Origin of the sequence: Acinetobacter albensis (assembly GCF_900095025.1) — a bacterium.
In the GTDB taxonomy this organism is placed as follows: domain Bacteria; phylum Pseudomonadota; class Gammaproteobacteria; order Pseudomonadales; family Moraxellaceae; genus Acinetobacter; species Acinetobacter albensis.
This window is the reverse complement of the sequence record NZ_FMBK01000010.1, coordinates 22,004-45,403: the sequence shown is the minus strand read 5'-3', so window position 1 is coordinate 45,403 and position 23,400 is coordinate 22,004. Positions and strand designations below refer to the sequence as shown.

Sequence of the window (23,400 nt, the reverse complement as noted above, 5' to 3'; positions counted from 1 at the left end):
GTTAAGGCTCCATCGGTTTAAGTTGGGCATCATCTAAAACCTGGGGTTCTTGGATGTGCTGTTCCTCAATTTGACGCATTTTATATTCAGAAATATGTCCGCCCTCAAAAGTTTTTTGAGGAATGAGGTAAGGAATTAAATTTGCATTTGGATCGAGTGTCTCACCGCCATATTTTGTTTCAGGTAAATTCTCAGGATCATAGGGTTGTACACTGATGATTTGCTGGAGATGATCGTGTTTTAAAATTGCGGTTTCATACAGGGTGTTATTTTGGATTTGTGCTGCTGTTTTAAACATATACTGTTGAATCGGGCTAGCAAATACCATAAACAGTACTAAAGCGAATAACAACAAATAGATGGTTTTATCATTGCGTGCAGGTGCTTGCTCGGGTAGGGCTTGATATGCCTTGAACTCAGCCGATTCTGGACGTTCCTCAGGTTTGGTGGCGCGCCAAAAAAGGATAAAGCCAATTCGGGTAAAGGCAATAATACTGAGTAAGCTTACCACTAGTAACACCACAATAATGATAAGTTGGTAAGGTGAATGTGCGGTGGCTTGCAAGATAAAGACTTTGCCTAAAAATCCACTAAAAGGTGGTAAGCCCGCCATCATTAAGGCAATCATAAAGAAGATTAAAGAGACCAGTTTTTGCTGCTTCATTTGAGGTGCAACATTGAAATGATCTTTGAAACTACCGCGTTGTGAGGTAATCCAGCCGCACAGTAAATAAAAGGCTGCTGCAATCAGAGTGCTGTGGACTAAATAGTAAAGTGCTGCTGCCCATGCCAAAGTATTAAACAAAGAGATCGCAATAATGAGTGTACCGACTGAGGACAGCATCATAAAGCCGACAAAACGACGTAATCGTTCAGACCCGATGGCCCCAATAACACCATAAACTGACGTAATTAAACCTAACGGTAGCAACCAGCTAGCCAGAATATTATGACTGAGCTCATCATCAAAAACAGTTCCATTAATACGTAAAATGGCATAAATACCGACTTTGGTCATAATGGTAAAAATGGCAGCAATCGGGGTGGTGGCCACTGCATATGTTTTAGGCAGCCAAAAACCGACGGGTAATAGGGCAGCTTTAATGGCAAAAACCACAAACAGTAGCAGTCCACCTGCAACAGCAAGTTTGTGCTGATCGGCTTCTAACATCGGCATTAGACGAGCAACGTCGACCATATTTAGACTACCGACACTGCCATAAATAATTCCCAGCCCAATGAGAAATAGGGCAGAGGCCACCAAGTTAATGGTGACATAATGAATTCCGAGTTGAAAACGCGCCTTACCTTGACCATGTAAAAGTAAAACATAGGAGGCCATTAATAAAATTTCAAAGAAAACAAATAGATTAAATAAGTCGCCAGTCAGAAATGCGCCACACAAACCCATCAATAGAAAATGAAACATAGCATGGAAGTAACGTCCGCGCGCATCCCAGTCACGGCTTGCAAACCATAATATTGGCGTAGCCAAGGCATAAGTGAGCACAAGCATGAGAGCCGAAAGCTGGTCTAGAACCAACACAATACCAAAAGGTGCTGTCCATTCCCCTAAATTATAGGTACTGATTTGACCGCTACTGGCAAATATTAAATAAATAATGGCGGTGCTTAAACCGAGGAGTGAGGACACATAGCTAATTCCGCGACGCCAAGGCTGACGCCAATCTTGCGCCAAAGCACCTGAACCAGGATTGCCCAATAACAGCAATAAAAATGCGGTAACAGCGGGAATTAAAATACTAAAGATTGGAGTATGTTGCGCCCAAAATTCGAGGATATTATTCATTAAGGCTCATCCTCACGCGGGTCAATTGGCACAATATCTTCTTTGGAGTCGACATGATCATTTCCCGTTTCATAACGACTGCGTAAAGCCAGTTGCACAATAAAAGCAGTGGTGGCAAAGCCAATGACAATCGCAGTCAAAACTAAGGCTTGAGGTAGAGGATCGGTCACTTTGGTGGTTTCGGTCAAAACAGCAGGTGCATCTATTTGAAGTCGTCCCATAGCAAACAAAAATAAATTTACGGCATAACCAATCATGGCCAAACCCAAGACCACGGGAAAAGTACGGGCACGTAAAATTAAATAAATTCCAGTGGCAGTCAGGAGTCCAATCGCAGAGGCAAGTAAAAATTCTAGACTGATCATTCTATTCTCCTTTGCGTACTGGACCAGCCATGCTGGAGTGGCGTGAGTCGCCTAAAACTGAAATCATCAGCATGCTTGCACCAACGACAGTGACATATACCCCCACATCAAACAGGGCAGCCGAAGCCAAATGCATTTCACCTAATACGGGCGCTGAGAGATAAAAATGGGCACTGGTCAGAAATGGTCGTCCCCATAACCAAGCACCAAGACCTGTAAGTCCAGCAATTAAAAGACCAATACCAATCCAAACTTCATATAAGCGCCCCGATTTAGCCTTTAGCATGTGTTCAGCTTGATCTTGACCCAATGCAATATATTGAATTAGCAACGCCAATGACGTAATTAAGCCTGCAATAAATCCTCCACCTGGCAAGTTATGCCCACGTAGAAAAATGTAAAGACTAACCACAAGTGCCAAAGGCAGTACCCACGAGGCTGTAATACGGAACATCAATGGGGAAGGGTTGAAACGATAAGTTAACCCTTGGGTCATGGTGGTGCCATGCGCACGCATGCCATCCATCAGACATAAAGTACCAATCGCAGCTATGCCAAGTACTGTAATTTCACCAAAAGTATCGAAACCACGGAAGTCGACCAAAATAACATTAACGACATTGGTACCGCCGCCCAATGGAATTGATTGTTGTAAGAAAAACCATGAAATGGAATTATGATCACGCGTTAAAATGAGCCATGCAATCCAGCCAATTCCCAGACCACCACCAATGGCGATCAGGGCATCGCGCCAACGACGTGAAATACTGGATTCATATGGGGTAAGTTGGGGTAAAAGCGATAAGCTCATCAACAATAAAACCGTCGTAACGACATCTACGGTAATTTGAGTGAGCGCAAGATCAGGCGCAGAAAGGGTGACAAATACAATGGTCACCACCAGACCCACTGCACCACTAATCAAAACGGCTTTAATTCGCTCATGGTGAAACCACAACATCATCCAGCAGGCACTGAATAATAATAACCAAAGAACAATCGCAATCGCGGGTGCATGTGTCAATTCGCGTGTGCCCGTGGTGAGTCCTTGATTCATCAGTGGCATAGCCAGTAAGGCCGCACTAAACAAAACAATCCACGTTAAATAAGTTTGTAATGACCCATTTTCAGTTTTACGTTTTAATTGACGTGATTTGAGTAATAAATGCTTTAAAAATAAGTCAAATAAGATTCGACCCTGTAACTTGCCTAGCAGAGGATCAAGGTCAATCTCACGGATTTTACCCCCTTTCGCCAGAGCAAAATAGAAAATAATACCGCCCAAAAGCGCAATCATACTCATGAGTAAAGGTAGATTAAACCCATGCCAAATGGCTAAATGTGTGCCTTCAAATTCAGCTATCTGGGTACTGGCACGTGTGGTTGAATTTACAATTTTTTCAACCAGAAGGGCAGGTGCTAGACCGACTAAAATACATAAAATAGACAGCAAAATTGCTGGCGCACGCATACCTAAAGGTGGTTCATGCGCGTTTTGATTGGGAACCTGTGGACCAAGTGGACCATCGAAAAATACCCCATGTACCAAACGTACTGAATACGCGACTGCAAAAACGCCAGCCAAGGTGGCGACGATAATAGAAAAAATCAGTATAGGTCCAGACAGGTTGGCGACCAGTTCCGTAAAGAACATTTCCTTGGATAAAAAACCATTGGTCAAGGGAATGCCAGCCATCGATGCTGCGGTGATCATGGTGAGCGTGGCAGTAAATGGAAGCAGTTGCCAAATACCGTTTAATTTGCGTAAATCGCGTGTTCCCGTTTCATGATCAATAATTCCAGCCAGCATGAATAAGGCAGCTTTAAACGTTGCATGGTTGATAATATGGAAAATGGCTGCTGCAATCGCAAGAGGTGAACCGATCCCCAATAAGCAGACAATGAGACCCAAATGACTGATGGTCGAATAGGCCAATAGACCTTTTAAATCTTCTTTAAAGATTGCAAAAAAAGCGGCCATGCACAGGGTAAATAAGCCAACAAAAGTCACGATGTTGTGATAAAGCGCCGCACCAACAAAAATAGGCGCAAAACGTGCCAGCAAGAAAATGCCCGCTTTCACCATGGTGGCAGAGTGTAGATAAGCCGACACGGGTGTCGGTGCTGCCATGGCATTGGGTAACCAAAAATGGAAAGGAAACTGGGCACTTTTGGTAAATGCACCGATTAAAATCATCAATAAAGTGGGCACAAAGAGAGAGTGATTTTGAATTTGTGTGCGCATCCCCAGAATCTGGTCTATTTCATAGGTGCCTGTAATTTGACCCAATAAAATGAAACCACCCAGCATCGACAGCCCTCCCATACCCGTGATGGTAAGTGCCATGCGTGAGCCACGTTGTGCAGCTTCGTAATTGCTCCAATAACCAACCAGCAGAAAAGATGAAATACTGGTCAATTCCCAAAAAATAAGCAATAAAATCAAATTATTCGATAAAGATATACCCAGCATTGCTGCCATAAATAGCATTAAAAGCAGATAGAGTTTACTGAGAGAGTTTTTGGGACTTAAATAATAATAAGCATAAATATAAATGAGCGTACCGATACCGCTAATCAGTAAACAAAACATTAAACCCAAAGCATCAAGGCGAAAACTTAAGTGAATACCAAGTTGTGGTAACCATGCCCAGCTTTGAGTGATACTGGCACCATTAAAGACCGCTTTTGCTTGAGTCAGTAGCAAAATAAAACTACTTAAACTGACTGCAATTGCGCCTAAAGCCGTTACCCCGCGTGAAAATCGATTCAGCCACGAGACAAGGGTTGTGCCAAGTACTAACGGTAACAAGATAATAATCGGTAGCACATTCATATCCATTGTCGTGAATTAGGTCTTTTAAAACCTAAAAGGGTGAATGTTATCTTTCAAGGATTATAGGAATGCAAAGAGCAGTCCAAAAAAGTTCATTCTTGAAAGCCAAATGTAGTGAAAAATAAGCAATAACAAGCTGTGTTGCGCAGCTTGTAGAAAGTCATAGTAGAATCGGATTTTACTATCAAACTTCAAATATACATGATCTTATTGCATGAGTAAAACAACATCAAATCTTTTTTCGTCGAGCCATATAATTATACATCCATCTAAGATTTTCATGCGGCGAAGTAATTAATGGCTGAAAATTATTCATTAAAGTTATTAGAAATTGAATTTTATACATGAATTATGCATGCAATTTTTTTTCAAACTCTGATTGTGGGCGAAAAAATACTCTCTTATTGTTTCAATCAATTGTTGAATCAAATTTCGAGTTAAACGCAGACTTTCTCAGGGCAGAAGTTTTGAGCTTGAAAAGTAAGATAAAGTTATTGGGGTGAAAGGCGGGCAGCGTTGAACTGAAGATATCTATGTTCAGTATAAACGCGATTGGCTCACCTTATTCTCCTACCGCTTTACGCAATGAAACAGGCATTTGCTTTTTGAGTTGTTGTATCAAATCGTAAATATGGTAAATATTCAAACTGACTTTGGCGCGGGTACAGGCCACATAAAGTAGTCTTAACTCTTCATCACTAATTTTATGGTCTTTTTCATTGACCTTAAATTGATAGTCATCTTCGATATGCACACGATTCCATTCCAGACCTTTGGCTTTGTGCGCGGTCGAAATAATATAATCGGCATGCTCAATTGGACTAATTTTGGCTAGTGCACGTTTTAACGGATCTGTACCGTGATCATCTACCAGTTTCACTAAGGGTTTAATGTCACTGCCATCATTGGTTTCACAGTATTCATGTACATCATGCCAAGAGTTAAACCAAGCCAATTCAGGTACATCGGTAACGCGCCGTCCTTGTTTTAGCATACTGGCCGCATCAACAAAACGATTCAATTTAACATGGTCGGCTTGTAAGCTAACTTTGTCACCATGCACTAAACCTGCCAGTAACAATTCCATGGCGCGCGCATTGGTACGACACAAAATAGCATCGCGTTGTTTAATATGTGGTTTATTAACTACTTTTGAATTGAGCTGTGGATTACCCAAGAGGGGTACAGTTTCACTTAAAGCACCCAAAATGGCATTGGCATTTAAGGCGATTTCCTCACCAAAACGAAACGAGGTGGTTAAACGAGACTCGGGTAAAGGCAGTTGTTGCATAGCATTGACTGCACCGCGCCATGCATAAATTTGCTGATGGGCATCACCGACGTAAATCACTTGGGTATTTTTTTGACGCAGTAAAATCCCGAGCATGAGTGGGTCGGCATCTTGTGCTTCATCAAACAGCACATAATCGGTGGGAATGTTGGGTTCGGACAAAGCCCAAAGTTTCAGATAAATATCGTGACCAATGCCCGCTTGATGATTGGTATTAATCGATTCTAACCAACGCTTTTCCACAGCGGGATACAGATGTTTTTGCAATTCTTCAATATCGTCGGGGTGCAACCAACTGGGTGCTTGGAGATGACGTGGTGCAGGATATTGCGAACTGGTCGAACAAAAATAACTCACTGCATTAGAGACTAAGCTTGCTAAGCGGCTCGGCATCATCACGTATTTTTCGTAACGTCCGCCCATCATACGGCGCAAAGTAATTGGGTTAAGTCGATATTCTTTGGCAATAAAACTGGGGCTTAAACGAGGCAGGCGTAATTTGTCGGTCACACCACGCGGCACACTACGAAATGCCAAGGAGTGAAAAGTACGGCAATCAACCCCACGATGAAATTTACTTTGCGCTTCACTGGCAATGGCTTTATTAAATGCCAGATACATACCACGCCGTTCGGGCATGGCATCACTGATCATTTGTAAAGTGGTGGTTTTACCTGTACCTGCATAGGCAATCACTTTAAAGGATTTGCCCAAACGTGCATTGTCTATGGCAATAGCTTGCTCATAAGTAGCGCTGGGTTTTTTGAAGTCAGACACAGTCATCGGCTTAATGTTGACGGTTGGCTTTTTCAACCAAACCTGATAAGCCTTGGCGACGCGCGAGTTCATTTAAAATGACTTGAGGTTGAAGGTCAAAATAACCCAACATCACAATACTGTGGAACCATAAATCTGCCACTTCATAAATCAAATCATTTTTATTGTCTTCTTGCGGTTCAGATTTAAAATCTTTTGCGGCAATAATGGTTTCGATACTTTCTTCACCGATTTTTTCTAAAATTTTATTTAAACCTTTTTCATAAAGCTTTGCTACGTAGGATGAATCAGGATCGGCCGCTTTACGCTCAGCCATCATTTGACCCAAATAATCGAGTATTTCTATCTGTTCAGATTGCGCAGTTGAGGCATTCATTGCAAGGGTATGTGGATTATTAGACTTGTTCGCATAAATTTGATCTGGATCTTTTAATTGTGCATCGACGATTTCCCAGCCATTGGCTGTCAATTTGCGATAAAAACACGATTCACGACCTGTATGACAGGCAATGCCACCGTGTTGTTCAATTTGTAATACAATGACGTCGGCATCGCAGTCCAAACGGATTTCATGCACAGTTTGAAAATGCCCAGATTCTTCGCCTTTATGCCACAATTTTTGGCGTGAGCGTGAGAAATAAACTGCTTGGTTTTTTTCAGCAGTTAAAGTCAAAGCTTCACGATTCATCCATGCGACCATGAGGACGCGACCAGTTTGATGATGTTGTGCAATGGCAGGAATGAGACCTTGTTCGTTAAATTTTACTTCATCGAGCCATTGCAGATTTTTCATCAGAATTTCACCAAAATATATTCAAAATTAAAAAGAGCGAATGAAAATCGCCATTGCATAGTGTACGTGATAAGCGATGCTTTGAGAAAAAAATATCGATTTGATCCGTTTCAAACTGACTTGACCCACTACCCAGATATAGTACGACCACAATTTTTAGCATCCAGCCCGATGTAAAACCGACCGTTAGAGTACAGCTCTCATCAGACCCAGAAAGCTGTACATTGACGTCATTTATAAAGCGTTTATAAACTGAGGGAAATTTTGCTTTTCGACCAGCTCTAAAAATTCATCGCCTAAACGTTGGCTTTCAGCCACACACTGGTTCCACATTTGAATACGTTGTTTTTGGTCTAAACCTTTTAAGCTAAAGTCTTTGCGATCGGGTAAACGCCCGAGCGGCAATGATTGTAAATACTCTTTCGATGGTGAAAGTAATAATGTGCTTGCTTGATTTTCAGGATTAGCTTTACGCTTTTTCAACATTTTATCGAACCAGCCTGGAGTAATGGTGTCGCTAAAGTGCGGATACAATACAATCCCTTGGCTTTTAAAGGGCAGATCAAGATGATAATCAATTAAGCCTCCATCGCGATAGCTCCCCTTAGGTGCATCTGGAATATCACGAATAGCGGACATCAGGCCTGGAATAGAGGCTGAGGCCATGAGCCAAGGGGTGATATTTTTTTCATTTAAAGCATGATAATGGGTAAAAAAGTCATCTTCTATTTTAAACTGTTGAGCCGATGCAGGTTGACTAATCACACGTTGCATAAATAGACGATTATGTTTTCGCCCCCATGCATTACTTCCTATAATACCTGCCACTGAGGCAAGCAGTGGCAAAGAATGATCACTTTGAAATATATGCTGCGCTTTAATCGAAATAATGGCCAAATGATAATCGGGGTGTTCAATAAGCTGTTGTTCTTTACCTTGAATCAGTTCAATTAACATATCGCGACAAACATGACCGACGTCGTTTCGCGACATTTTTTTATGAAAATAAAGATGTGTGTATAAATCAGCAAGACGTTTGGTGCCTTCTTGTGCGCCCCAAGCCAAAATACTGGCAAAACGCCAGCTTCCAATTGATGAACCAATAAGCGTTCTGCGTTGTGGTGCTTGAGGGAGAAAATCACCAAAAATAGCTTGGTCTAAACCTTGAATGCCAATCCCTTTGGGGCCACCAGCTGCACCAGGTATAATATCGACAAAACTGGCTTGTAATCCTTCTTTTTCAATCAGTTGGCGTGCAAGGTGACCTGCACGTAAGTTTAATGCAGGAGCCCGTTTTTGCAGAATTTGCGTCATGATCTTCGATTAAATATACAAGTGTGCTGTAATTTTAATCCGTTTGCTGTGGGTCACAATGGCGAGAGACATCAGTTGGTGACTGAACAGTCACTGGATGGGAAAAAGCCCGATCATTTTTATCATCAGGCTGCTGAATATTGAAAACTTATAAAAATTTGGTTATTTCGCGACGCGCCAAATTGCCAGTATACTTGAGAGTACGATCAACAAAATGGACACATACCACGGTGCAATAATGGCAATGGATAACAAAATCGCCATGATGCTGCCAAACATCCAACTGCGTTTTTGTTGATGTTCCATCTGTAAACGCATACTTTGCAGTTCATTGAGTTGTTTGGAATGCCAAGCAGACTGATTTTTTAGACCGTTTAAACTGTCGATCATTAAGCTCGGTAAATCTTGTGCTCCAAGCAATAAGTCAGGAATTTTTTGACCCAATTCTTTTAAGTTTTTCTGTGGGTTCATTTGTGTTTTAATCCAATCGGTTAAGATTGGTTTCGCCAGTTTCCAAATATCCAGTTCTGGATATAAGTCGGTGCCTAAGCCTTCGACATGTACCAAAGTTTTCAGTAATAGCATCAGTTGTGGTGGGATTTCTAAATGGAAACGACGGGCAATATCCATGACTTGAATCAGGATGCCAGCAAAGTCTAGCTCGTGCATGGGTTTAGAAACCATGGGCCCAACTGTACGGCGCATTTCACGTGCTAAGGCATCTTGATCTGTGCCCGGTGGAATCCAACCTGCTTGATGCACCACTAAAATGAGCTGCATAAAGTCGCTGTTCATGACAGCCAATAACATGCGTGCTACAGTCATTTGATCGTGTTTGGACAACTCGCCCATAATCGCACAATCAAGTGCAATAAAGCGTGGATTACTCGGATTTATGGTTTCAACGAAAACATTGCCGGGATGCATATCGGCATGGAAAAAGTTGTCACGAAACACTTGGGTAAAAAAGATCGTTAAGCCTTTTTCAGCCAAATCTGCACGATCCATACCCATTTTGTCAAAAGTCGCAATATCTGAAATGGGTACACCTGTGATGCGTTCAGCCACCATCACATCTTGACTGTCCATGTAAACTTCAGGCACATACATCATGCTTGAACCGGTGAAGTAATGACGCATACGACGGGTATTGTCAGCCTCTAAGGTCAAATCCAGTTCATTCAAAATAATTTGACGATAATTCTGGATAATTTCAGATAAATGTAAGGCGCGCGCTGCTTCTAAACGTTTTTCTAATGCGGCACCCAGCCATTCCAAAATTTCAAAATCTTGTAAAATCTGCTGACGAATATGAGGGCGAGTGACTTTGACGACAACTTCACGACCATCATGCAGGGCCGCAGTATGCACTTGTGCAATAGAAGCAGCAGCAAGCGGTTGTTCATCAAAACGGGAAAAAAGAGTATTTACATCGGCTTTTAGGGATTGCTGAATGCGCATTTTGGCGACGTTATTGTCAAACGGTTTGACACGGTCTTGTAATAACACCAATTGCTCTAAGACTTCAGGTGCAATCAGATCGCGACGTGTCGAGAGTAATTGCCCAAGCTTAATCGCCAAGGGGCCCATGTCTTCTAAAGCTTGTTTAAGTTTAAGTGAGTTTTTACGTTCACGACTTGACCATGCTGCAGGATGCATACGAATCAGGCTTAAAGCATGACGCATTTTTTCTGGCAACTCTTCCGCAGGAAACAACGTGTCGAGTCTATAGTGCGCCGCAATGCGCCAAAGTTCGAGTAAACGTGAAACGTGCGGAATCATATGTGAAACTACCTAATTTTGAGGTGAAGCAGACGTTGCCGTTGCATCAATTTTTGCACGAAGCTGTTGAATCTTAGCTTCGGTACGGTCTAAATTTTGATTGAAGATGCGTGTGTCTTGATTTAAATCGTCCATTTGCCAGCGCGAAGCAAATAAACCACTGTCTTCTTTTAAAGCATCTTCCGCAAAGAAAGCATAACTTTCCAAAGCGCGTTTTAAATGTTGAGGTGCTAACTGGATTTTACCCAGTTCATGTGCCAAGGCAGGGCCAATCCAAGGACTTAAATGTGCAGCCAAATCTGGCTCGGCTTGTTGTAAGATACGCTGAATATCCTGCAATAGGTGATAATCACCTTGCAAAGGAATATTACCGACTTCATCTGCCAAAAACAGCTTTAAAAGTGCAACCACATTTTTAACATGTAATGTGGCAGTCGCTTCAAACACTTGTTCATTTTTATCAAATGGGCGTTGTTCGAAAATGGAATTGTGTCCACTTTGTCCAGTGACAGTCGGTTCTAAACGAACTTTGTTTTCATCAAAGAAAACATCGACTGAAAGCTGCGGACTGTCCATTACGACACGCAGCATTTGGCCTTGTAATTTATTTAATTGGATACGACTAATCGCATCCAGATCAATCACATGGTGAATTAATCGTTCAGCTGCACCGAGTGCGAGAATCGACCACATTGCATGAAACCTTAAAGTTTAAAGCCGCGGTGAACTGCGACAATACCAGCGGTTAAATTGTGGTAATCACAGTTTTGGAATCCAGCATTTTCCATCATTCCTTTTAAGGTACGTTGGTCTGGATGCATACGAATCGACTCAGCTAAATATTTATAACTTTCCGCGTCATTGGCAATAATTTTACCCATGATTGGCAAGGCGGTGAATGAATATAAGTCATAAAGTTTAGAGAAAGGTTCAAATACAGGTTTTGAAAACTCAAGAATCAGTAAACGACCACCTGGTTTAAGTACGCGATACATGGCAGCCAATGCAGCATCTTTGTCGGTTACGTTACGTAAACCAAAACTGATGGTCAGCAAATCAAAACTGTTGTCTGCAAAGGGCTCTAAAGTTTCGGCATTGGCCAAAACAAAGTCGACGTTGGTACAACCCGCATCAATTAAACGGTCACGCCCAACATTGAGCATAGATTCATTAATGTCTGAAAGTACCACATGACCTGTTGGACCAACTTCACGGCTAAACACTTTGGCTAAGTCACCTGTACCGCCTGCAATATCGAGTACATGTTGACCACGACGTACACCTGACATATTAATCGCAAATCGTTTCCATAGGCGATGAATACCAAAGGACATTAAGTCATTCATAATGTCGTATTTGCTGGCTACAGAGTGGAATACTTCAGCAACTTTTTGTGCTTTATCTTCGCTGCTGACCGTTGCATAACCAAAATGAGTGGTTGCACCGACATTGCCTGTATTGGCACCACGAGGTAAGTTATATTTCGGCACTGACTTCGTTGGATTATCTGTGAATTGTTGTTGTAGTGATTGTTGCTGACCTTGTGCAGTGCCTTGTGGCAGAGGTTCAGTTAAGAAAGGACTCACTTTGTCTGTATTGGGTGCCGACTCAGAAGTTGCAGTTGGCGCTTGATTTTCATTAGACATAGAGTCGCTCCTAATTATAAAAATAGGGTTAAGATGGCAATGCATGCATGATGACAGATTCTAAGACGTTGTACAGCAATCAGCATGCAATTGTTATGAATAATATACAGAAATCTATGTCGTATTTTTATTTTTCATGTCGATGTCCATTTTAATTATCCGAAAAAATTATTGAAATGGGGCCAGATCACCTGCATGGACTTTATGGATAATTTGACGCTCAACAGCGGTAAAATCTTGGACAAATTTCTCTGCTGACTTAAGTGGTTTCATGGCTAAAAAGCCATCTTGCATAAATTCATACATGATTTGAAAATGATATTTATTTGCCGTTCCTTTACACATTTTAAATGCAGTATAAACCACAAATGAGCGCATATATTTATCTAGACTCTTACCCAATTGATCGAGTAAATCAAGCTGTTCTAAGCGTTGTTGACCTTGGTCTAGTTTCAAATAAGTTAGCCGCATCATCTCGTCAGTTAAAGCTTCATTTGGATGATAATCTTGTAACAGTCGCATCGCGACTTGTTCATCTAAACGAACAGCTAAAATAGCCAAAGCAACGCCAGATGTACCTGTTTTAATCGCATTTTCAGGAATGAGTTTTTCTGCTTTGTGCACATATTTCATTAAACGTGCAATTTGTCCTGCCAAAGCATCGAAATCGGGGCCACCATATAAACGATTCAAAAAATATTCAGACATTAAAATATTCTGTTTTTCTGCAAATATTTTGGCATGGGTACGTTGCATACGTTGTTTTTGCCAAGCTTGTACATCTTGTAAACGCTGAAAAATAGCAGGGTTTTGATGATAATTTAATTGATAATACAAGGCTAATAAATCATCTAGTGCAGCCAGTTTTGACATTCTCAGTCTCTATTCTTTTCAGTTGGCTAAATTTTAGAGACAGATGGACAATGTCGCTATGACAACATGCGATAAAAATGACTTTAAATAGGTCAGTTTGCTGTTGAAATACAATTCTTCACAACATAAACGGTATATTTTCTTCTGCAATCTTGTTTTATATTGAAATAAATTAAAAGATATCAAAAAAAGAGAACAAAGATATGTCATTAGAACTCACGCAAAATCAAATCGTAGATGAAGATCAGCTCTCTTTAAACCTGATTGAAGCACAATATCTTTTAAAAAATACCCGTGATCAAAAAAATGCTAAAAGTGTCATGATTTTGGTCAATGGAATTGAATTGGCAGGCAAAGGCGAGGCTGTTAAACAACTACGTGAATGGGTCGATCCTCGTTATTTAGGTGTTAAAGCCGATATTCCAAAAATATTTAATCCACAGCAACCTTTCTGGCAGGCCTATGCCAGTGCTATTCCAGCGACAGGTCAAATGATGGTGATGTTTGGTAATTGGTATAGTGATTTACTGGTTACAGCGATGTACGTCTCCAAGCCTTTAGATGAAACGGAGTTTGATCGTTATGTCGAAGATATGCGGGCTTTTGAACAAGATTTAAAAAATAATCATGTCGATGTGATTAAAGTTTGGTTTGACTTGTCGTGGAAATCATTACAGAAACGTTTGGATAATTTAGATCCGAGTGAAGTGCATTGGCATAAACTTCATGGACTGGACTGGCGGAGTAAAAAACAGTACGACAATTTGCAAAAACTGCGTCAGCGTTTTACTGATGATTGGCAAATTATAAATTGTGAAGATGAGCAACAGCGTGATCAACAATTTGCACAGCTGATTTTAACTGCCTTAAAAGATTGTCCAGAACATTTAAGTAAAACCAGAACCAAGTGGAAACAGGCGGCCATTCCCGAAAGTTTATTGCAGCCTGAACAGACGCCACTCAACCATGAAGACTATAAAAAAGAACTGAAAAAACTATCGCGTAAAGTTGCGAAAGCCTTGCGTTGTGATGAACGCAGAACGATTATTGTCTTTGAAGGCATGGATGCAGCAGGCAAGGGCGGTGCAATTAAGCGGATTGTTAAAAATCTGGATCCGCGTGAGTATGATATTCATACCATTGCTGCACCTGAAAAGTATGAATTACGCCTGCCTTATTTGTGGCGTTTTTGGAACAAATTACAAACTGACGAAGATATTACGATTTTTGATCGTTCATGGTATGGACGGGTCTTGGTTGAACGTTTAGAAGGTTTTGCCAGTCCGCCTGAATGGCAACGTGCTTATGATGAAATTAACCGATTTGAAAGAGACTTGGTACAAAATCAAACGTTAGTGATCAAGTTTTGGTTAGCGATTAGTCAGGATGAACAAGCCGCACGTTTTAAAGCGCGAGAAGAAACACCGCATAAACGCTTTAAAATAACGCCAGATGACTGGCGTAATCGAGAAAAGTGGGATGGCTATTTGCAGGCCGCAGCAGATATGTTTGAGCGAACCAATACTTCAGATGCGCCGTGGCATATTGTTGCGACCAATAATAAATACACGGCACGCTTAGAAATATTACGTGCCATTTTAAAACAGCTAAATGCAGATTAAGCATTTAGCTGTGAGTTGGGTCTTTTATCTATACTGGTGAGAAGAGGCTAGTTTGGGTTTAAACCCGCATTGAGTCGATCATAAAATGATGATAGACCTAAGAAAAGCATGTGGTGCAGCAAGTTTGGTGTCAGACCATTGAAAAATTAACTGACCAACTGAGCTTGCTGTTTTTGCTGAATCCCTTTGGCAATTTTATAGCATTCTCTCACATGCGCTTCAGCCACTTTTTTCATGACCACATAACCTAAACTTGCTGCAATAATTTGTCCACCTAATGGGATAAATTTTGTGATTTGTTTAGTAATCACTTTAGCTGCTACATTATTCAAAGATTTTTTCACTGCTGTGCGTGCCACCACCAAACCTGAAAATTCGACGCCACGTTTGCGTAATTCAGTCCAATGCACTTGTTTGGTTTTAGGGTCGAAGACACTAATTTGTTCTGGCGCTAATCCAAAACGTGCATTCACTTCTGGAATGAGTTGTGACAAAATTCCGACATCGATGACAACATCAAGAAATGGCACGGGAACCACTGCAGCACCTGCAGAAAAGTAAGCACGTTTTTTGACCAGTTCCAAGCATTCTGCAAGAATGATTTCTAAATTTAATGTGGGATCTATAGCGTCCGGAATTTTATCTATTTTCATAATGGCAATACCTTAAACTTGATGTAGGTTTTCTTATTTAATCATTGTTAACGTTCGAATTTCAAAGCATTTTTGAATCGTACCGTTTTTTAAAAGTGACATAGATTAATCGGAATGTATAGTAATTAATTTTTATGCTTTTGTAGGTGTTTCATTTTGCAAATAAAGGGAAAAGGCAAGACATGGCCATTCATGTAATTCAAAGTCAACGTATTGAGGTGCTTGTAGAAGCAATGCTCACTACGGTGAATCAGCCAGCGCAAACGCCTTTTCATGTGCTGCAAACTCAGCATTATATTGTGCCTTCACACGCGGTTGAGGCATGGTTAACTCAAAAATTGGCAGAGAAAAAAGGAATAAGTGCCAATACCCAGTTTCATCATCGTATTCGGGGTTTTCAATGGTCAGCCTATCAATGGGTTTTGGTCGAGCAAAAAGAACAGGTCCGTAAAGCCAATATTCCACGAATTATTATTAAATGGCGGGTGTTTCAGGCCTTAAAAGAATTTATTCAGCCAGAACACACTGCTTTGGACAGTCAGCATCCTTTGTTTTCAATTGTGCAACGTATTTATGACAGTGCCGACCGTTTAGAACAAGGCACAGAAAAGCAACTTAAAAAACAAGGTATGTTGTATTGGGTTGCTGAGCAAGTTTCACGTTTATTTAGTCATTACATGGAATATCGGGGTTATTGCTCGAAAAATTGTCCTCCCAATCTGTGTAATTGCCAAAGCAACTGGTTACAGGCTTGGGGTAAAAACCAAGCCCTCGCACTGGAAGGCATGTTTTTTAAAACCAATACAGATATTTCTGAATTTACTCTAACTCAAGCGCAAGAACTAGAAGCATGGCAACGCTGGTTATGGCAAGACGTTTTTCACCAAGACTTTGAACAAATGCAAAGTATTGATGCGATGTTTTGGCAGATTTTGGACAATCCTGAAACACGTTCAGCAGCTTTAAAAAAATTACCACCTCAATTGGTGATTTTTACTGTATTGGATTTACCGCCCATGCAGTTGGCCTTTATGCGACGCTTGGGGCAGTACCTCGATATTTATATTTTGCATTATAACCCTTCGCAAGAATATTGGGCAGACAGCGTCGATCCGCATTGGAAAGCACGTTATGACGTGCGGGTTAAAGAACGTTTTATTGAAAAAAATCCACAGGCGAAAGATGCCGATATTGAGCAATTTTTTCAGGAATTCACCCTGAACTTTAATGCGGAACAACGAGAGTCTAGACATCCGCTGCTGACCCGTTTTGGTAAGCAAGCACGTGATCACTTTTCTTTATTGTCCAGTTTATCCTCAGGAGAAGAAGGGATTTGGGCAGATGCTTTTATCGATGCTTATCGCAATAATTTATTGGGTAAAATTCAGTCTGATATCTTATATTTGGTTGAACCTGAGCAGCATCAATATCCTTTGGAAGCTGAAGATGATTCTATTCAAATTCATGTATGCCATTCCAGTTTGCGCCAGCTTGAGGTCTTAAAAGAACAACTGATTTATTGGCTTGCTCAAGGGACGCCAGAAAATCCGCGTAAACCCAGTGATATTTTGGTCTTAACTCCCAGTTTAACTGAGCTTGAACCGCTGATTCGCAGTGTATTTGCGCCGCCACCCAGTGAGCGTGATTTAATCCAGCAAAAAGGTGATAGTCCTCATCAGTTGTCTAAAGACAGTATCTATTTGCCCATTAAGATTGCGGGTGTCACTCAAATAGATGTTTTAAATGCATGGCGAGCACTGCTGGGTCGAATTGAACTGATTCAGGGGCGCTTTACCATTGAAGATTTTGCGGATTGGTTAAGTTTAAATGCGACGCAACAGGTATATGACCTTGAAATAGGCTCGATTCAGCGAATAACCAAATTGCTGATTGATGCAGGCTTTAAACGTGGATTTGATGCTCAGCATTTGCGCCAAAGTCTGGCTGCGGGTGATGAAGACTATCGCTTTAGTTTTAAATTTGCTTTAGATCGTTTGGCTTTAGGTATTGCAATTCCTAAACATACTGTATTTCAGAATACACTCAGTTTTGCTGAAGTATTAAGTAGTGATTTTGAGTTGATTGCCAAATTGATTCAGATTTACCAAGATTTTGATGTACGTCGTGATTGGATTATCCAGCATGAACAAGGTCAAACCCAGCCTGTAGAGCACTGGTTAAACCGCTTAATGCAAGAGATTGCTACATTTGAACAAGCCGGTGTTGAAGCTTTAGCATCAGTCTATAAAATTGTTAAAAAACAACAGCGAATGCTGACTTTGGCCAACTTTTATGATGATCATGATCAGCATGCCTTGCAAGGTTTAAGGTTACCTTTGCCTTACATACTGGCCGAGATTAATACTATTTTAGAAACTCAGCTAGAACATGCCGAACCGACAGGACAAATTACCTTTAGCCAACTGGGTCAAATACGTCCCGTACCTTATAAGTTGATGGTGATGCTTGGATTGGATAGTGGCAAATTTCCCAATCGAACCCAGCATTTACCTTTTGATTTAATGGATTTATTAAAACCACAGTTAGGGGATCGTTCACGTTTGGAGGATGATCAAGGTGCATTTCTAGATCATATGTTATTGGCACAAGATAATTTGTGGTTGTTTTATAATGGATTTGACATTAATGATGGTGAAGTGCGCGATCCCTCCACTGTATTACAAGAGTTGATTCAGCATCTCGCTTTTATTGTACAGTCAAAACAACCCCAAAGTGGCACCAATGAAACGGTCAACATTCACGGCGTAGAGGTGCCTGAACAGTTACAGTCACTCTATTTTGTTCATCCGTTATTGCCTTTTGATCCTGTTGGCTTTGAGTCAAATAAACCCGTGCGTTACCAAGATCAGTGGTTTGCTGTGGCAGGGCAAATTCGCCATGCAACAGGGCAACGTTTGCCATGGATCAATACGCCTTACCAAAGCGTGGTGCATGATGTTCAGGTTTTGGACAGTCATCAGTGGATTAGAGATGTGACTTTTCCTGCACGTTTATATTTGAAAAGTTTAGGCGTTGAAAATTTGACTCCTGAAGAGTTACCTGCGCTAGAAGAACCTTTATTGCTTGATGGTTTAGGACGTTATGCTGTGCGAAATTTTTTGCAAAAACAGCAAGAACCGCCTAACCCTGACCTACTGATGCATCAACTACCGATAGGTAAACTGCAACACAGCAGTTGGCAGATGAGTTTGATCGAACAACAACGGTTAAAAGATCGCTTATATCAACATGCCACTGAAGTCACCCCGACCACGCAACAGATTTGGAAAGTCACTGATCAGCTTTATATCAATATCACTTTACCCAAACATCATGCAGAAAAATGGGTCAGTCTAGAAGCATCAAGTGCGCGGGCTAAGCGACGTGCTCAGGTCTGGCTAGAATATCTGCTTTGGGTGGCCTATTTAAATATGGGGGAGGGTGGAGAAAAATTATCGCGAATCGTGGTTTTTAGTGACCAGAGCATTGTTTGTGAGGGAGTCAGTTCAAATAAAGCGCGTGAATGGATTGATCACTGGTTGGCAGCATGGAGGTACGGTCAAACTCAACCTTTGGTTTTACCTGCAGCATTGTTGTTAAAAGTGGCAGAAAAAGATAAAGCACATTACTGGCAAGCCAATGAGCAGAATCAGATGTGTATTGATGATATGCAAATCATTTATAAAGATTGGCATGACGATGGAAAATTTAGCGGCTTTTCTGTGGTGGATAATGAAGCCAATAAGATGCACCGTGACTGGCAGTTTATTTTGCAAGAACAAGATGCGACAGCATTACTTGAAGAGGCATGTGTACAATTTTCTTATCATCTTTATCAGCCCATTTTTTGGCATCAACACGTGATTGAGGAATAAAATAAAATGAATCATCCTCAAGTATTAAATAAGGTCTCGTTTGACCCCATTGCAGACATGCAATTTAAGGGTTTACATTGGATTGAAGCTTCGGCAGGAACGGGGAAAACGTTTACTTTATCAAGTTTAATGGTTCGAATTTTTTTAGAATCTTATTTGCCGAATCAAGTGATTGCCACCACTTTTACCCGTGCGGCATCCGCAGAGCTTAAAAATCGGATTCGGGTTCGACTGGTACAAACCTTACGTTATATTGAAACCTGTCAAACCCTGACAGAGGCCGAAATTCAAGTCAAAATGACTGCTGAAACAGACCCTTTATTGCAAAAAGTGTTACACGATTATGCGACTCGGATTGATTTTGCTCAACAACGTCTCAAATTGGTGATTGATCAGTTAGATGAGCTTTTTGTCGGAACATTGGACAGTTTTAGTCAAAAGTTATTACGTGAATTCTCTTTTGAAAGTGGCAAAATTGAACGTGCGGATATCACCGATGATGCGAAGCGCTATACCCATCAATTGATTCATGATGTATTACGTGAATGGATCCAATCACAACCTCAAGAGGTGGTGAATTATTTATTGCTGAATCAGAAACTCAAATCGCAAGAAGCTTATATTCCAGTGGTTGAAAATAGCCTGAATTTCGCATCGGCTCAATTTCAGGAAGTTAGCCCGCCAGTGCTAGACCTAAGTCAGTTTGAACAGGTGATTGATCATTTTATTCAGTTAGATCTCCAGTTAATCGAAACTTTAAGTGAATATTATTTACCTGAAGGACAATATCATGCCGTAGTGGCGAAAAAATGGCGCACTGATGCTTTAATGCAGCGCACCTTGTGTGATGATTTACCTATCTTTCTTCAGGCTTTGGCACAACAAGGTTGCTATGCTTTATTTGCACCACATTTTGAAAAGACATTAAAGCATTTGAATGAGCTGGCCACTAAAAAAGTGCTGAATAAATGCGCCGAAGATGTGTTACATCAGTTTGAACAGCATGGTGTTATTCAAAGTTTGCGAGTATTTTGTGAAGCATTATCTAAACTGAATATGGATCTCGATGTACTGGATGCCTATTTAAAGTTTTATTTAAGTCGTGAAGTCAAAAAACGTTTACCGCAAATGCTGCAACAAAAAAATGAAACTACCTTTGCCCAACAAATTCGGACGCTGTCAGAAGCTTTGCAAGGGCAACAAGGACAGCGTTTTGCGCAGTACGTACAGGCACGTTATCCACTGATTTTGGTCGATGAATTTCAGGATACCAACCAAGATCAAGATAACATGCTCGCCAGAATTTGGCGTGATGCCAAACGCTATACCCAAGGCTGTATGATTATGGTGGGCGATCCAAAACAGGCCATTTATGGTTTTCGCGGTGGTGATATGCTGACGTATAACCAAGCCCGTGCTGATGTTTTGGCTAAACAAGGCTTGCAATATAGCCTGCGCCATAATCATCGTTCAGTCCAAGCCTTGGTTGATGTGGTCGATGCTTTATTCCAACGGCAAATGGATTTTGGTGAGGAGGTTCGTTATAGTCCTGTTGAGGCAGGGAAACGTAGCCATCCACCGCTGATGGATGCACAGGGTGAAAACCACCAACCCTTACGCTGGTTATTGTTAAATGATAAAAATGAAGAACCCATACAAGTTGCATGGAAAATCCGTGAACTGTTAAATCAAGGGATTCAAGAACAACTTTATGTGGCAGAAGCGATAGAAGCTCGCGCGCTCGTTGAAAATGATATTGCGATTTTATCAAAAAACCATACGGGCCTAGATAAAGTTCAATACGAATTGGAGCGTCTGGGAATTCGGGTCAATCGCCCTTCCAAACGTAGTGTTTTCGATCATCAAGTGGCCAAAGATGTAGGGGCGGTATTGACTGCAATCATGCATCCTTATGATGAAGCAAAAGTGAAACGTGCTTTACTCAGTCGCTTGTTGGGTTTTAATTTACAACAACTCATTCAGTTGGAAAATCAAGCCGATGGACTGAGTCAATTTATTTATGATTTTGACTGTATTCGTGAAATGTGGGTCGAAAGAGGCTTTCTCACCGCTTGGCAATACTGTTTAAATTTATTTAAAATTTGGAAAAATCTGGTCGCTACTCAAAGCCGAGACAATGAGCGAACGGTGGTGAATTTACGTCATTTGACTGAATTGCTGAGTCAGCACAGTGAACATTATCAGGGTGCGCAAAAGCTATATTATTGGTATTTGAAACAACTGCAATCACCTGCGGAACGCGAGTGGGAGCTTGAGCGTAAACTGTCAAATGAGGCAGGCGTACAACTGATGACCATTCATCAGTCTAAAGGTTTAGAATTTAAAATTGTATTTTTGCTGGGTGCGGATAAACCGCCTAGAGAAATAAATAAAACGTTGAATTTTTCCACGATTGAGCATGTTCATCCCGTAACAGGAAAAGTCGAACTGCAACGTGTAGTTGCGATTAATGATAAAAATTTACTCCCAGACCATGCTATTGAGCAGCACAATGCCCGGGTGGAAGCTGAGCAACATCGTTTATGGTATGTGGCGTTAACGCGAGCCAGTCATCGTGTCTACGCTGTGCTACATGACCAACAAGGGAAATCGACACATGGACTGGCATTTTGGCGTGGACAAGCGGACCAATGTTTTGCTCATCCAGCCAGTAGTGATGAAGCAGTATTAAGCGAAAAACCTGTGAAGTTAGTGGCGAAAAAAATTCAAGAACTCTTGCCGCTATATGCTTTGGCATTTCCAGCACAGCGTTTTTATCCACGATCAAAAACTAGTTTTAGTGCCTTGGCACAGCATTTAAGCCGTAAACAGGTCATAGATGCTTTGGCGGTAGACGCTGAAAAAACAATGCGTGCAGCGGATGAAATGCATCGCACAGCATTTATTCAAAGTATTCCGATCCAACCGCTGTCATGGATTAAACGAAACTTTCCAATGGGAACTGTAGCGGGGACTTTTTTACATGAAATTTTTGAACATATTGATTTTCAAGACTCAAAAGATTGGCCTTTAGAAATTCGTCGCCGTTTTAAAAATGATTATCCTGTCTTATGGCTCGAATTATTCAATAAATATGAACAGGATTTTCCGCAGCAAGATGAAGATCAGCTGATTCTTTGGATCAGCGAATGGTTGGAGCACGTATTAACGACGGTTTTACATGAAAATTTTAAGTTGAACCAACTAAATACACATGAATATTTGGCTGAATTTCCATTTTATTTGTCTTTATCCGATCATGTGTTAGCAATTCACAGGATTCATCAGCTATATGCAGAATATGGCATTGAAATGCTGGATTTTAATCCAGCCAATTCTGCTCGTTACCTAACAGGTTCAATTGACTTGGTTTATTTTGATGGTCAGCGATATCACATTGCCGATTATAAAAGTAATTTTTTAGGCACAGATCAATCGCATTATACAGTGCCTGAAATTAGACAAAGCATGGCACTAGCCAGTTATTGGTTACAGGCAGGTTTATATTTGGTGGCTCTACATCGTTATTTAAGCGTGAAAATGCAGAGTTATGACATTGAACAGCATTTAGGTGGCGCAAGTTACTTGTATTTGCGCGGTATGAATGGGCAAAGCTCAGATGGTTTTTATCACTGGAAACCTGAGGTGGAGTTTATCTTACGACTTGATGCTTTGTTGGGCAGTTTTATTGAAGAAAAAACCTGAAAATAATCAACTCACCATGATTAAACGATTTTAAACAATAGATTGAGTTGTGGATAAC

General features: G+C 41.0%; 15 protein-coding genes. 4 read left to right on the top strand and 11 right to left on the bottom strand.

Annotated elements, in window-relative coordinates; all coding sequences use genetic code 11:
• Position 1: 1 nt before the first annotated feature.
• The 6 genes from GA0116959_RS09455 to GA0116959_RS09430 all read right to left on the bottom strand — a co-directional run bounded on the left by GA0116959_RS09455 (position 2) and on the right by GA0116959_RS09430 (position 9,186).
• Positions 2-1,810 carry a monovalent cation/H+ antiporter subunit D gene (locus GA0116959_RS09455; protein ID WP_092720510.1) on the bottom strand — a complete coding sequence of 603 codons (1,809 nt, stop codon included), beginning with the start codon at positions 1,808-1,810 and terminating at the stop codon, positions 2-4.
• Positions 1,810-2,175 (bottom strand): Na+/H+ antiporter subunit C, encoded by a 366-nt coding sequence (locus GA0116959_RS09450; RefSeq protein ID WP_053578922.1) that lies wholly within the window; start codon positions 2,173-2,175, stop codon positions 1,810-1,812. The genes GA0116959_RS09455 and GA0116959_RS09450 overlap by 1 nt, the downstream gene beginning before the upstream one ends.
• Before the next feature lies 1 nt (position 2,176).
• Positions 2,177-5,017 carry a monovalent cation/H+ antiporter subunit A gene (locus GA0116959_RS09445; protein WP_092720509.1) on the bottom strand — a complete coding sequence of 947 codons (2,841 nt, stop codon included), beginning with the start codon at positions 5,015-5,017 and terminating at the stop codon, positions 2,177-2,179.
• A 556-nt stretch (positions 5,018-5,573) separates the two neighbouring features.
• A complete protein-coding gene (locus GA0116959_RS09440) occupies positions 5,574-7,079 on the bottom strand; it encodes a UvrD-helicase domain-containing protein (protein WP_092720562.1) in 1,506 nt (501 codons plus the stop codon).
• A 10-nt stretch (positions 7,080-7,089) separates the two neighbouring features.
• Positions 7,090-7,872 carry a bifunctional phosphoribosyl-AMP cyclohydrolase/phosphoribosyl-ATP diphosphatase HisIE gene (gene hisIE / locus GA0116959_RS09435; protein ID WP_092720508.1) on the bottom strand — a complete coding sequence of 261 codons (783 nt, stop codon included), beginning with the start codon at positions 7,870-7,872 and terminating at the stop codon, positions 7,090-7,092.
• 234 nt (positions 7,873-8,106) lie between these two features.
• Complete coding sequence (locus tag GA0116959_RS09430) at positions 8,107-9,186, bottom strand: patatin-like phospholipase family protein (protein ID WP_092720507.1); 1,080 nt, start codon at positions 9,184-9,186, stop codon at positions 8,107-8,109.
• On the opposite strand from GA0116959_RS09430, the gene GA0116959_RS14270 reads away from it, so the two are divergent.
• The gene (locus GA0116959_RS14270) at positions 9,169-9,330 is read left to right on the top strand and encodes a hypothetical protein (protein WP_155857487.1); all 162 of its coding nucleotides are present in this window, start codon (positions 9,169-9,171) and stop codon (positions 9,328-9,330) included. The two genes, GA0116959_RS09430 and GA0116959_RS14270, sit on opposite strands and share 18 nt — an antisense overlap.
• An 18-nt stretch (positions 9,331-9,348) precedes the next feature.
• Here the strand turns inward: GA0116959_RS14270 and GA0116959_RS09425 are convergent, their stop codons facing one another.
• From GA0116959_RS09425 to GA0116959_RS09410, 4 genes are all read right to left on the bottom strand, one after another.
• Complete coding sequence (locus GA0116959_RS09425; RefSeq protein ID WP_092720506.1) at positions 9,349-10,968, bottom strand: ABC1 kinase family protein; 1,620 nt, start codon at positions 10,966-10,968, stop codon at positions 9,349-9,351.
• Between the two features lie 12 nt (positions 10,969-10,980).
• Positions 10,981-11,661 carry a ubiquinone biosynthesis accessory factor UbiJ gene (locus tag GA0116959_RS09420; RefSeq protein WP_092720505.1) on the bottom strand — a complete coding sequence of 227 codons (681 nt, stop codon included), beginning with the start codon at positions 11,659-11,661 and terminating at the stop codon, positions 10,981-10,983.
• 11 nt (positions 11,662-11,672) lie between these two features.
• Entirely contained in the window at positions 11,673-12,614 is a 942-nt protein-coding gene (gene ubiE, locus GA0116959_RS09415) for a bifunctional demethylmenaquinone methyltransferase/2-methoxy-6-polyprenyl-1,4-benzoquinol methylase UbiE (protein ID WP_092720504.1), read from the bottom strand.
• A 168-nt stretch (positions 12,615-12,782) separates the two neighbouring features.
• A complete protein-coding gene (locus GA0116959_RS09410; protein ID WP_092720502.1) occupies positions 12,783-13,487 on the bottom strand; it encodes a DUF8198 family protein in 705 nt (234 codons plus the stop codon).
• Between the two features lie 203 nt (positions 13,488-13,690).
• On the opposite strand from GA0116959_RS09410, the gene pap reads away from it, so the two are divergent.
• Entirely contained in the window at positions 13,691-15,109 is a 1,419-nt protein-coding gene (gene pap, locus GA0116959_RS09405) for a polyphosphate:AMP phosphotransferase (RefSeq protein ID WP_092720501.1), read from the top strand.
• Positions 15,110-15,255: 146 nt separating this feature from the next.
• Here pap and GA0116959_RS09400 read toward each other — a convergent pair whose 3' ends face one another.
• Positions 15,256-15,762, bottom strand: a complete 507-nt coding sequence (locus GA0116959_RS09400; RefSeq protein ID WP_053578913.1) for a hypothetical protein — start codon at positions 15,760-15,762, stop codon at positions 15,256-15,258.
• 182 nt (positions 15,763-15,944) lie between these two features.
• On the opposite strand from GA0116959_RS09400, the gene GA0116959_RS09395 reads away from it, so the two are divergent.
• Together GA0116959_RS09395 and GA0116959_RS09390 are read left to right on the top strand one after the other, a co-directional pair.
• Positions 15,945-19,637: an exodeoxyribonuclease V subunit gamma gene (locus GA0116959_RS09395; protein WP_092720499.1), complete on the top strand. Its 3,693-nt coding sequence runs from the start codon at positions 15,945-15,947 to the stop codon at positions 19,635-19,637.
• A 6-nt stretch (positions 19,638-19,643) separates the two neighbouring features.
• Entirely contained in the window at positions 19,644-23,342 is a 3,699-nt protein-coding gene (locus tag GA0116959_RS09390) for a UvrD-helicase domain-containing protein (RefSeq protein WP_092720497.1), read from the top strand.
• Positions 23,343-23,400 lie beyond the last annotated feature (58 nt).

Bases quoted from the DNA above. Each gene is read 5' to 3' on its own strand.
- pap (WP_092720501.1), top strand. From the start codon at position 13,691: ATGTCATTAGAACTCACGCAAAATCAAATCGTAGATGAAGATCAGCTC.
- GA0116959_RS09450 (WP_053578922.1), bottom strand. From the start codon at position 2,175: ATGATCAGTCTAGAATTTTTACTTGCCTCTGCGATTGGACTCCTGACT.
- GA0116959_RS09430 (WP_092720507.1), bottom strand. From the start codon at position 9,186: ATGACGCAAATTCTGCAAAAACGGGCTCCTGCATTAAACTTACGTGCA.
- ubiE (WP_092720504.1), bottom strand. From the start codon at position 12,614: ATGTCTAATGAAAATCAAGCGCCAACTGCAACTTCTGAGTCGGCACCC.
- GA0116959_RS09400 (WP_053578913.1), bottom strand. From the start codon at position 15,762: ATGAAAATAGATAAAATTCCGGACGCTATAGATCCCACATTAAATTTA.
- GA0116959_RS09455 (WP_092720510.1), bottom strand. From the start codon at position 1,810: ATGAATAATATCCTCGAATTTTGGGCGCAACATACTCCAATCTTTAGT.
- GA0116959_RS09390 (WP_092720497.1), top strand. From the start codon at position 19,644: ATGAATCATCCTCAAGTATTAAATAAGGTCTCGTTTGACCCCATTGCA.
- hisIE (WP_092720508.1), bottom strand. From the start codon at position 7,872: ATGAAAAATCTGCAATGGCTCGATGAAGTAAAATTTAACGAACAAGGT.
- GA0116959_RS09445 (WP_092720509.1), bottom strand. From the start codon at position 5,017: ATGGATATGAATGTGCTACCGATTATTATCTTGTTACCGTTAGTACTT.
- GA0116959_RS09410 (WP_092720502.1), bottom strand. From the start codon at position 13,487: ATGTCAAAACTGGCTGCACTAGATGATTTATTAGCCTTGTATTATCAA.
- GA0116959_RS09425 (WP_092720506.1), bottom strand. From the start codon at position 10,968: ATGATTCCGCACGTTTCACGTTTACTCGAACTTTGGCGCATTGCGGCG.
- GA0116959_RS09420 (WP_092720505.1), bottom strand. From the start codon at position 11,661: ATGTGGTCGATTCTCGCACTCGGTGCAGCTGAACGATTAATTCACCAT.
- GA0116959_RS09395 (WP_092720499.1), top strand. From the start codon at position 15,945: ATGGCCATTCATGTAATTCAAAGTCAACGTATTGAGGTGCTTGTAGAA.